The organism is Microbacterium sp. (assembly GCF_029263575.1).
Classification (GTDB): Bacteria; Actinomycetota; Actinomycetes; order Actinomycetales; family Microbacteriaceae; genus Microbacterium.
Genome location: NZ_JAJUFV010000101.1, coordinates 1 through 10,940, shown reverse-complemented (window position 1 = coordinate 10,940; position 10,940 = coordinate 1). Strand labels below are relative to the sequence as shown.

The 10,940-nt window shown below is 62.1% G+C and carries 10 protein-coding genes and 2 pseudogenes; 5 read left to right on the top strand and 7 right to left on the bottom strand.

All coding sequences use genetic code 11. The features are described from left to right. The 4 genes and pseudogenes from Q1J95_RS10805 to Q1J95_RS10790 all read left to right on the top strand — a co-directional run. Positions 1-259: pseudogene (locus tag Q1J95_RS10805) on the top strand (branched-chain amino acid ABC transporter permease); the annotation flags it as partial. Between the two features lie 3 nt (positions 260-262). After that, positions 263-1,240, top strand: coding sequence for a branched-chain amino acid ABC transporter permease (locus Q1J95_RS10800; RefSeq protein ID WP_300267520.1), 978 nt, complete (start codon positions 263-265; stop codon positions 1,238-1,240). Next, positions 1,230-2,288, top strand: coding sequence for an ABC transporter ATP-binding protein (locus tag Q1J95_RS10795; RefSeq protein ID WP_300267519.1), 1,059 nt, complete (start codon positions 1,230-1,232; stop codon positions 2,286-2,288). The genes Q1J95_RS10800 and Q1J95_RS10795 overlap by 11 nt, the downstream gene beginning before the upstream one ends. Next, positions 2,285-3,019: an ABC transporter ATP-binding protein gene (locus Q1J95_RS10790; RefSeq protein ID WP_300267518.1), complete on the top strand. Its 735-nt coding sequence runs from the start codon at positions 2,285-2,287 to the stop codon at positions 3,017-3,019. Before Q1J95_RS10795 ends, Q1J95_RS10790 begins: the two co-directional genes overlap by 4 nt. Before the next feature lie 83 nt (positions 3,020-3,102). Here the strand turns inward: Q1J95_RS10790 and Q1J95_RS10785 are convergent, their stop codons facing one another. The 6 genes from Q1J95_RS10785 to Q1J95_RS10760 all read right to left on the bottom strand — a co-directional run bounded on the left by Q1J95_RS10785 (position 3,103) and on the right by Q1J95_RS10760 (position 8,975). After that, on the bottom strand, positions 3,103-4,131 hold the full coding sequence (locus Q1J95_RS10785) for an ABC transporter ATP-binding protein (RefSeq protein WP_300267517.1): 1,029 nt from the start codon (positions 4,129-4,131) through the stop codon (positions 3,103-3,105). A 128-nt stretch (positions 4,132-4,259) separates the two neighbouring features. Beyond that, positions 4,260-5,045, bottom strand: a complete 786-nt coding sequence (locus Q1J95_RS10780) for an ABC transporter permease (protein ID WP_300267516.1) — start codon at positions 5,043-5,045, stop codon at positions 4,260-4,262. Beyond that, on the bottom strand, positions 5,042-5,962 hold the full coding sequence (locus tag Q1J95_RS10775) for an ABC transporter permease (RefSeq protein WP_300267515.1): 921 nt from the start codon (positions 5,960-5,962) through the stop codon (positions 5,042-5,044). The genes Q1J95_RS10780 and Q1J95_RS10775 overlap by 4 nt, the downstream gene beginning before the upstream one ends. A gap of 5 nt (positions 5,963-5,967) precedes the next feature. Then, on the bottom strand, positions 5,968-7,080 hold the full coding sequence (locus tag Q1J95_RS10770; protein ID WP_300267514.1) for an extracellular solute-binding protein: 1,113 nt from the start codon (positions 7,078-7,080) through the stop codon (positions 5,968-5,970). 45 nt (positions 7,081-7,125) lie between these two features. Next, positions 7,126-7,929, bottom strand: coding sequence for a PfkB family carbohydrate kinase (locus tag Q1J95_RS10765; protein WP_300267513.1), 804 nt, complete (start codon positions 7,927-7,929; stop codon positions 7,126-7,128). Positions 7,930-7,943: 14 nt separating this feature from the next. After that, entirely contained in the window at positions 7,944-8,975 is a 1,032-nt protein-coding gene (locus Q1J95_RS10760) for an SIS domain-containing protein (RefSeq protein ID WP_300267512.1), read from the bottom strand. A 240-nt stretch (positions 8,976-9,215) separates the two neighbouring features. On the opposite strand from Q1J95_RS10760, the gene Q1J95_RS10755 reads away from it, so the two are divergent. Next, complete coding sequence (locus Q1J95_RS10755) at positions 9,216-10,328, top strand: LacI family DNA-binding transcriptional regulator (RefSeq protein WP_300267511.1); 1,113 nt, start codon at positions 9,216-9,218, stop codon at positions 10,326-10,328. Positions 10,329-10,378: 50 nt separating this feature from the next. On the opposite strand, the pseudogene Q1J95_RS10750 reads toward Q1J95_RS10755, so the two are convergent. Continuing rightward, positions 10,379-10,940 (bottom strand): annotated as a pseudogene (locus Q1J95_RS10750) (amino acid ABC transporter substrate-binding protein); the annotation flags it as partial.

Genomic DNA, 10,940 nt, shown 5'->3' with positions numbered 1-10,940 from the left:
GGCGTACTTCCGCCCGGGTGTCAAGTGGGACATGGGCATGCAGATGCTGCTGCTGATCTTCGTCGCGATCACCCTCGGTGGCCTGGGCTCGGCGTTCGGTGCGCTGATCGGCTCGATCATCGTCGGACTCGCGGTCGAGGTGTCGACGCTTCTGGGTGTCCCGTCGGATCTGAAGTACGCCACAGCGCTCGTCGCGCTGGTCGTAATTCTTCTCGTCAGGCCGCAGGGCCTACTGGGGCGCAAGGAAAGGTTGGGCTGACGCATGGATTTCGGCAATATCTTCGGCAACACCGCCTCGTACCTGTTCAGCACCACCACGATCGCGTACGCCCTGGCCGCAACCGGTCTCGCCGTGCACTTCGGCTACGCGGGTCTGCTCAACTTCGGTATGGCGGCGTTCATGGCCGTCGGCGGCTACGGCTACGCCATCGGAATCCTCAGCTTCGGGCTCCCCTGGTGGGGCGGCGTGCTCATGGGCGTCGTCGCCGGCGCCGTGTTCGCGCTGCTGCTCGGCATCCCGACGCTGCGGCTGCGCGCCGACTATCTCGCCATCGCGACCATCGCGACGGCTGAGGTCGTGCGCCTGCTGTTTCTGACGGAGCTGTTCCGCGAATGGACGAACTCGGCCGGCGGTCTCTCCGGGTATCACCAGAGCTTCCGCGACGCCAACCCGATTCCCCCTGGCACCTACGGTTTCGGCCCGTGGACGTACAACGCGAACGAGCTGTGGATGCGCCTGTTCGGCGTCGTCGTGCTCGCCGTCGCCGTGCTGCTGGTGTGGGCGCTGATGCGCAGCCCGTGGGGCCGGGTGCTCAAAGGCATCCGTGAAGACGAAGACGCGGTGCGCTCGCTCGGCAAGAACGTCTTCTCATACAAGATGCAGGCGCTCGTGGTCGGTGGCGTGATCGGCGCTCTCGGCGGCATCGTCTTCGTCCTGCCGTCTGCGGTGATTCCCGGCAGCTACTCGACGTCGCTGACGTTCTTCCTGTGGACGATTCTGCTGCTGGGCGGTGCGGCGACGGTCTTCGGGCCCACGCTCGGCGCCGTGCTGTTCTGGGTCGTGTTCGCCTTTCTCGGGGGGCTCCTGCCCGAGCTGGCACGCATCGGCGCCCTGCCGATCAGTACCAACCAGGCTGATGTGGTGCGCTATATCGTGATCGGCATCGTGCTGATGCTGATCGTGATCTTCCGACCGCAGGGCATCCTCGGAAACAAGAGGGAGATGACCTTTGTCAAGTAACACTCGTCCCAAGACGACCGGGCTCGCCAAGGGTCCGGCCGAGCCCGGTGTCGCCAAGGTCGATCCGATCCTCACGGTCGACGGCGTCGAACGTCGCTTCGGCGGTCTGACGGCCGTCGACGTCGACCACCTCGAGATTCCGCGCGGTGCGATCACCGCGCTGATCGGTCCGAACGGCGCCGGCAAGACCACGCTGTTCAACCTGCTGTGCGGCTTCGACCGCCCGAACGCCGGAAAGTGGGCGTTCGACGGCACGAATCTGTCGGGCATCCCCTCGTTCAAGGTGGCTCGCCTGGGCCAGGTGCGAACGTTCCAGCTCACCAAGTCGCTGTCGCTGCTGACCGTGCTCGAGAACATGAAACTGGGCGCGACGCATCAGCGCGGTGAAGGGTTCTGGGCGAGCCTGTTCCCGTTCCTGTGGCGCGCACAGGATCAAGAGATCGAGACCCGCGCCCGCGAGCTGCTCGCGCGCTTCAAGCTCGATGCCAAGGAGAAAGACTTCGCCGCTTCGCTCTCGGGCGGGCAGCGAAAGCTGCTCGAGATGGCACGGGCGCTGATGAGCGACCCGACGCTCGTGATGCTCGATGAGCCGATGGCCGGGGTCAACCCGGCGCTCACGCAGTCGTTGCTCGATCACATCCTCGACCTGAAAGACCTCGGCATGACCGTGCTCTTTGTGGAGCACGACATGCACATGGTGCGCCATATCGCCGACTGGGTGGTCGTGATGGCCGAGGGTCGCGTGGTCGCCGAGGGTCCGCCCGAGACGGTCATGGAAGACCCCGCCGTCATCGACGCCTACCTCGGCGCGCATCAGGATGTCGATCTGGGTGCGGTGACCGGGCGGATCGGCGTGGTGTCGAACGCCGCGGCCAGCGAGATGCGCGAACAGATCGAGGCCGAGGCCGAAGCTGAGATCGAAGGCGAGGAGCCCCCGGCCCCGCTGAGCACTTCGACAAGCTCAGCGATCGGTACACCGGCCGCGGACGGCAGTTCGGTCCCTGAACCTGTCGAAGGGCCCGCAGCGAACGATGAGGAGAAATCATGACCGAGAATGCTGTCGTCGAGCTCGCCGACGTGCATGCCGGCTACCTCCCGGGAGTCAACATCCTCAACGGCGCGAATCTCGTGGCGCGTCAGGGCGAGCTGATCGGCATCATCGGACCGAACGGCGCCGGCAAATCGACGCTGCTGAAGTCGATCTTCGGCATGGTTCAGGTGCGCTCCGGAGACATCACCGTCAACGGCGAGAGCATCGTCGGGTTGAAGGCTGACAAGCTCGTCGGTCGCGGGGTGGCTTTCGTTCCGCAGACGAACAACGTCTTCCCCTCGCTGACGATCGAGGAGAACCTGCAGATGGGGCTGTACCAGAACCCCAAGATCTATGCCGAGCGGCTGGAGTTCGTCTGCGGAATCTTCGCCGAGCTGGGAACGCGGCTGAAGCAGCGCGCCGGGTCGCTCTCGGGAGGAGAGCGTCAGATGGTCGCGATGTCGCGCGCCCTGATGATGGATCCTGCCGTGCTGCTGCTCGATGAGCCGTCGGCCGGGCTGAGCCCGGTGCGCCAGGACGACGCGTTCATCCGCGTCTCCGACATCAACAAGGCCGGCGTCACCACGATCATGGTCGAGCAGAACGCTCGTCGCTGCCTGCAGATCTGCGACCGCGCCTATGTGCTCGACCAGGGCCGCGACGCCTACGAGGGCCCCGGCCGCGAGCTGCTCAACGACCCGAAGGTCATCGGACTGTACCTGGGCACGCTCGGCACCGACGCCGCGTAGACGCGGCGTCGGCTGGATGACGTGTAGATGAGTGACGGAGCGGATGCCACGGCAGGCATCCGCTCCGTCATGGGTCTTTACCCCTAGCGATCGTCAGCCAGCAGTACTGCGGCATTTATCTCCCAATGGAGAATGCCGGGTTCGCCGGGCGCCGGTGTATCTGCGGCGTTTTCGGTTCGAACGAGCGCCACGGTCTTATCGGGCAGCTCGACTTCAATCCGCCACGACGAACCGAGGTAGGTGCTGGTGCGCACCGTGACCGGAAGGACGTTGCGGTCCGCGCTGACAGCAGCGGCTGCTTCGAGCTTCGAAAGCGACAGCTTCTCGGGCCGCAGAAGCAACGCGAGCTTCGATTCGTGACGACGCACATTCGTACGCAATCGGTGACCGCTGACGTCGATGACGGTTACCTCGTCGGTCACCTCTGTCGGTGTCGCATAGATCACCGTCGATTCACCCAGGAACGTCCCGACGAACAGAGTGCGAGGCCGCTCATAAAGCTCGACCCCGGTTCCGACCTGCTCGATTCTGCCGTTGTTGAACACGGCGATACGATCCGAGAGCGCCAGCGCTTCTTCCTGATCGTGGGTCACATACACGAAGGTCGAGCCCACCTCAGTGTGAATGCGCTTGATCTCGGCTTGCAGCCAGTCGCGCAGTTTCTTGTCGAGCGCCCCCAGGGGCTCGTCCATCAGTAGCACAGAAGGGCTGTAGACCAGCGCACGTGCGAGCGCGATCCGCTGTTGCTGACCACCGGAAAGCTCCGACGGAAAACGGTCCGCGTACTCCGTCATCCGCACCATTTCCAGAGTCTTTCGCACCATCTCATCACGCTTCGATCTCGCGAACTTACGGAGCTTGAGTGGGAACTCGACGTTGGCGCGCACGCTCATATGGGGAAAAAGCGCATAGTTCTGGAACACCATGCCGATGTCGCGTTTATTGGCGGGAACCTTCTCCACCGAACGACCGTGGATTCGAAGTTCCCCCGCAGTGATGTCGGTGAACCCGGCGATCATGCTGAGAGTTGTGGTTTTCCCCGAACCGCTCGGTCCGAGAAAAGTCATGAATTCCCCCGGCTGGATCACCAAATCGATCTCGTCGACGACCACCTTCCCGTTGTAGCTTTTCGTGAGATCGCGAAGGTCGATCCCGGCCGAGGACTCACCCACGTGCGGCGGCCTCTGTCCTTGCGGGATCCGCTCCGAAGACAGGGTCGTGGATTCCTCATTCGTTCTGCTCATGCGTTCAGCCTTTTCCTGTTGACGAACCTCAGCTGTGCAAGTGACACGACGAGGATCGAGAAGACGGTGACGATCACGGACACTGCCGCGACAGTAGGATCTGTGTCCTGCGTGACGCTGCGGAACACCTTCACCGGAAGGGTCTGGAGTCCGGGTGATTGTATGAACAGCGACACGATGACCTCGTCGAACGAGGTCACGAATGCGAACAGCGCACCCGCTCCTACACCCGGGGCGATCAGGGGAAGGACGACAGTGAAGAACGTACGTGTTTTCGACGCTCCGAGACTCGCCGCTGCGAGCTCAAGTCTCGAATCGAAGCCTTCCAGGCTGGTGAGCACGTTCACGATCACGAACGGCAGCGCGAGAACCGTGTGCGCCAGCACAAAACCGCCAAGTGTGCCCAAAAGTCCGAACTGCAGAAAGACGGAGTAGAGCCCTACCGCCAGGACGATCCCGGGGATCATCATCGGGGTGAGCAGATAACCCTCGAACATCGCCCTTCCGCGCACCCGCATCTTCGACAATCCGAAAGCAGCAACGGTCCCGGCGACGGTGGCGATCACCGTCGCGAGCAACCCGACTTGAAGGGAGAGGAATAGCGAACTCATCCAACTCGGGTCGGTGAAGAAGTTCTCGTACCAGCGCAACGAGAAACCCTCGGCGGGAAAGTTGAACGACGCGGTCTCGCTGAAGGAGATCGGAACCAGTATCAGCGTCGGAAGGATCAACCACGCGAGCACGAGCACGCTGATCACGCTCAGCACAGCCTTGAGCTTCATCGTCGACCTCCTTTGGACGAGGTTCGTTTGGTCTTGCCCAGTCGAGAGACGAGGACCAGCGCAACAAGCGTTGCGACCAGGAGAACCACTCCGAGCGCTGAGCCGCGTCCCCATTGCAGGAACCCACTCACCTGCAGCTGGATCATCGCCGAGATCATGGTGTCCTGCGGCGATCCGAGAAGGGAGGGAATGATGTAGAAGCCCAGAGCAAGGATGAACACCGTAAGACAACCGGAGAAGATCCCGGGCCGTGACAACGGCAAGTAGACCTTGAAGAATGCCTGCGCTGACGAAGCCCCCAAGCTCTTCGCAGCTGTGATGAGACGCCGATCGATTCGCGACAACGCTGAGTACAGCGGCATCACCATGAACGGCAGCAGCACCTGCGACATGCCGATCGCCACGCCCAACGGCGTGCGGATCAGCTGCACCGGGCCGAGTCCGATATCGGTGAGTACCGCATTGATCGGTCCGCTGTCTTGCAACAGAACGACCCAGGCGAGCGTTCTGACCAGAATGCTGGACCACATGGGCACCATGATCAACATCGTCAGCACTGACCTTGTCCGATCAGACACAATCGTCATGAGGCACGCATACGGATATGCCATGAGCAGACAGACCACCGTCACCGACAGCGAGATGCCGAGCGTATTGGCTGCCGCCTGGCCGATGAGCGGCGTGGTGAAGAGCCACTCATAGTTGTCAAGGCCAGCCTGCGGATCGGTGAAACTCAGTACGACGACCTTCACGATCGGGATCGCGAAGAACACGGTGATGAGTGCTGCAGCCGGCACCGTCAGCAACGGAGACAACCAAGCTTGCGGAAGCCTTCGTCGTCTTGCTGGCGCCGAGACGTCGCCAGCATCGGGTGTGCCGATGCTGACGGTGCGCGGTTCGGTCTCGGGTAAGGTCACTCTGCTCAGCCTCCTGCTACCCAGCTGGCCCAGGAATCTGCAAGCACGTCCCAGTTCTCGACCCAGTAATCGATTGAGATCGAATGGCCGGATTCCAGATGGTTGGAGACAAGCCATTCGCTCGTGAGCTCGGGCACTTCCGGAACGGAATTGATGTTGACCGGTGCATATGAGGTCGCTGCAGAGGCCGCCGCCTGCTGGCTTTCGCCGAGAAGGTAGTTCACCGCCGCGTACGAGGCATCCAAGTTCGGTGCGCCCTTGGGAATCGCGATCCCATCGATATTAATGACCCACTCGTCCCACATGGCCGCGATCGGCGCTCCGGCGTTGGCTGCGCCGAAACCACGACCGCTCCACACCAGGCTCATATCCACTTCGCCGCTCTCCAGCTGCTGCTGAGACTGCGCGCCCGATGTCCACGGAATGAGATCGTCTCCGAGCGAGCTGTACAGCTCGGTCGCGGCGTCGAAGTCGGCGATTTCGAGGGTCTCGAAGTCGGTGCCGTTGGCAAGCATCGCGAACTCGACGGCCGGCGGCTCCATCCATGACGTGACCGGCACGCCGCGCTTGCCCGGGAATCTGTCAGTGTCGAAAAAATCTGCCGCCGATGACGGGCCGTCCTCCCCGTACACGTCTGTGTTGTACGCGACGACGTAGCCCATAAAGATATTGGGTACAGTGCACTCTCCGGCGACTGTGCCCTCGGGCGCGTTCGACAGATCGACCTTTTCCGGGTCGATCTTTTCGAAGAGATTCCCGCAGTAGCGTTCATTCTCCAGGATCGAAGAGTTCACCATGTTCCAGCTGACGCTGTTCGAATCGACCATGGCCTTCAACTTCGTCAGCTCGTAGCTGTCCTGTTGCACGATCGCGCCGGACTCCTCGGCAAACGGCTCCCAGATGGTCTCGGTCTGCCCGTCCTGAATGGTGCCGCCGTTGCCGGCGTAGACGAGCGTGATGCCGTCCAGAGCACCCGGTGCGATCTCTCCGGCGACCGCCGGCGCAAGATCGAGTGGCTTATCTTCTGCCATGTTCGCGCTGGTGCACCCCGCGAGCAACATCGCGCTCGAGGCGACCAGCCCCACGGATGTCAGATGACGTCTGTTGATCTTTCTCACTTTTCCTCCTTGAACAGCGGCTGACGGATTTTCCATGAACCGAAATCAGATGGCCAGCTCAATGTGCTGGCCATGGCCGAACGCTCCGCGATGACCGCAGACGCGCGCGGCGAATTCGCTCGCTTTGCGCAACGAGTCCTGTGTGCCGTTGCCGTCGATGACGTTCGCGATGAAACATGTCTGGAACGCATCGCCGGCGCCGATGGTGTCGATGACCTCTGCCGGCGCCGCGGTCTGGGCGAAGGAGCCCTCGGGGGTGACCGCGATCGCACCTTTAGCGCCGCGAGTGACGACGGCATATGTTACGCCGCACGAGACTGCGAAGTCCAACAGCTCTCGCGCCTCGTCGATGCTCGCCTCGTCTCTTGAGAACGTGGCGAAGCGCACATGAGCCAGGATCGCCTCGGCATACTCAACGTCTTTACTCGAGAAGTCGAACGACACGGGTGCGAACTCGGAAAGCTCGGCGAGCAAATCCTCGGTGGCGCTGCTGTGACCGCTGTGTATCCACGAAGCACCCACCAGATGACGACGCTTCGCATCATCCAGGACGATTCTGCTCTGCGGGGGAACGTACGCGGTGAACGTGCGATCTCCGGCATCGTCTATGAGGACATCCGTGCGTGAGCTGGGTTCATCGCACCATTGCGCGAGCGAGATGTCGACGCCCTCGTGGGTCAGACTGCCCGAAATATGCTCGGCGTGCACATCATTTCCGAAGATGCCGATATACGACGCTTCGATCCCCATCCGTCGGGCGAAGACTGACGAGTTCGCCGCGCTGCCGCCCGGGAAGGCGATTCGCTCCTGCGGATACCAGTCGACGACGTTGTCGCCTATCGCGCACATTCTCAGCATGGGCGTCAGTAGCTGACCTTGTGCATGTAGCGACGCGCGTCCAGATCATGCCCGGAGACGGCCTCGAAATGGTCGGCGAGCCGCATGGTGATGGACGCCATCGGAATGTGCTGCAGCTCTCCGCGCAGTGAGGTGGAGATTCCCGGCAGTGTGATGTCCTCTACATCGAGCACTCGATAGTTCGGGTTGTACGTGTCGAGGAACGTGCGAGCCCGCTCAGCGTGTGCGCGTGTGTCGTCGGCGCCGGCGAACAGAATGTAGGGTTGTGCTTCCTGCGCGAGTTCGAAGGGTCCGTGGAAGAAGTCGCCGGTTGTGAAGTGGGTCGACTTCTTCCATTGCATCTCGACGAGATAGCAAACCGAGAGCAAGTAGGCCAGACCAGAAAGAGCGCCTGAGGCGAGCACATAAATGTTGTCTGAGAAGGCATAGGCACTCGCAATCTCGGCCAGGTGCGATTCATAGTCTTCGGTCGCAGCCAGCGTCGCCGCAGGGATCGAATCGAGCCCAGCACGAGCTTCGGCGACCCCGTCCTCGTCTCCAAATGCCTCACGCAGCGAATACGCCAGTTCGCTGAGAAGAACGTATTTCGCGCTCGTGATCGATCGCTCGCTGCCGTACACGAGTGAAAAGTCTGCAGGCTCCGACAGCGCGTTATCCGCGTCGATGGCCACGGATACGACCAGTGCCCCGCGCGCTTTGGCGTTCTGTGCAGCCAAGACGGTCTCCGGCGTGCCGCCGGAGTGCGACGCTGCGATGACGAGATCGGTCGGGCCGACGCCGGAGCTGTACAGCGCGTTGAACTCAGCAGCATTGAGGTTGTATATCGGTACGGTCAGGGCCGATCTCTGCAACTGCACGACGACGGGAACAGAAGAGGCCCATGAGCCTCCCATTCCCACGAACAAGATGCGTGTGATCGCACGCTTGCCAGCGGCCGCCGCGATCTGCTGCGTAAGACCGCGCTGCGCGACTGCACCCTCGAGAGTCGACACAAGATCGGATTCGATCGGGCGAAGGGGGCGGAGTATCTTCGACAATTCTTTTACCTCTCGATGGGCGGATGCGAGAACGTTCTCACAAGGGATGAAGCTAGCACGTTGTTTTCAGACAGTCAAAGCGATCATCAGATCAGATAACGTTCTCTAGAATCGCCGAACGCCACGTCACGAAACGCTTGCATGCAGTACGCTCGAAAAGCGACGCTCACCGTCCTAGACGCTTCGCACCCAACGCCCACGCCGTGCAGCCAGGCGAACACTCTCGCCCGAGGAACTCTTATGAACAGACCGCTTCGACCTGCGACCGTCATCGAAGTCGCTCAAGAGGCCGGGGTCTCAACGGCGACGGCGGCCAGGGCGCTCGGCAATTACGGGCGCGTGCGCGACTCGACCCGCGAAAAGGTCCTGCGCGCAGCTGAAAAGCTCAACTACCAGGCCAATGGGCTCGCGCGAAGCATGATCACGGGGCGCACGAAGTCGATCGGCGTCGTCTGCGGAGACGTGCACAATCCGTTCTTCGCGGGCATCCTGCGCGGAATCACCGATGTCGCCCGCACACATGGTTATTCCGTCCTCATCGCGAATAGTGACGAAGACTGGGCTACCGAGGTCGAATCAGTGCGAACGCTCAGCGCCAGCGCAGTGGACGGTCTGATTGTGTCCCCCGCCGAACCGAAGCATGTGGAGCATCTGGAGAACTGGAGCGGAACAGGCAAGCCGCTTACGCTGATCGACCGCTCCAGCGCCACCCTGCAAACGGACGCCGTCGTCATCGATGGCGCGCGCGCTATACAGGATGCCGTCACGCGCCTGTTCGAACTCGGTCATGAGCGTGTCGCCATCGTCGGAGAACTGCGCTCTGCCCAAGAACTGGACCACGTACTGTCACTGAACCGGCGAGGACTCGACAATCTGGACGTCTTCACGCTCTCGCCGAGCGCGGCGCGTCTGGTGGGCTATCTTCGCGCCCACACCTACGCAGACAAAGAAATAGATCCGGCGTTGGTGGTGCGTGCCGGAGAATACGCGACGGCAGCAGCCAGCCTGGCCACTCGTGAGTTGATTGGCATCGCCGCCGCGCCGACGGCGTTGGTCACAACCGACAACGTCATGACTCTCGGCGCCTACCGCGCGCTCCGAGAGGCTGGCACCATCATCCCTGATCAACTGTCATTCATCGGCTTCGACAATCAGGATTGGACGCTGCTGGTATCACCCGACATCAGCGTCATCGACCAACCCGATTACGACATGGGACGAACCGCCGCGACGATGCTGCTGGAGCGCATCGAGGGGTTGAATGAGCCGCCCCGCGTCGTTCGAGCAGCGACGTCATATCTCGAACGAGCTTCAGTGGCGCCTACGACGAAAGAAGCGAAGCGAAAAGCATGAAAGAGGACGGGCCCGGATGCTGATGCATCCGGGCCCGTCCTCTTTGTGTGTTACTTGATGCGGGTTGTCATGTTCTCTGCGTCGAACTCGTAGACGCCGATCGCAGCACCCTTCGGGTCGTTGTTCTCGTCGAACGTGACCTCACCGGAGTAGCCGTCGTAGTCGGCGACGCCGCCGGCGTTGATGATCTCGGCGCACTCGGCGAAGCTGGTGCACTTCTCGCCCTCGCCGGAACCACCGGAGACCTCCTGCATGTACTCGGCGATGTCTTCGCCTTCGACCGACACGCCACGCAGCGCAGCGAGTGCGATGAGGATCGTGGCATCGTAGGCCTCAGCCGAGTAGGTCACAGCGTCGATCGGGTCGTTGCCGTCGGCGGTCCAGACCTCGTTGAGCTGGTCGATGAAGTCGTCAGGCAGCTCCGCGCCTGCGCGCGTGCCCTTCGATCCCTCCAGGCTGACCGAGATGTCGGAACCCCAGTCCTTGAGGTTTCCGTCGACGAGGTACAGCGCACCGGTGTCGACGCCAGCGTTACCCAGCAGCGGCGCGATGGTCGCGAACTGGTCGTACGAGACGATGGCGACGGCATCCGGGTTCGCGGCCGCGACGTCC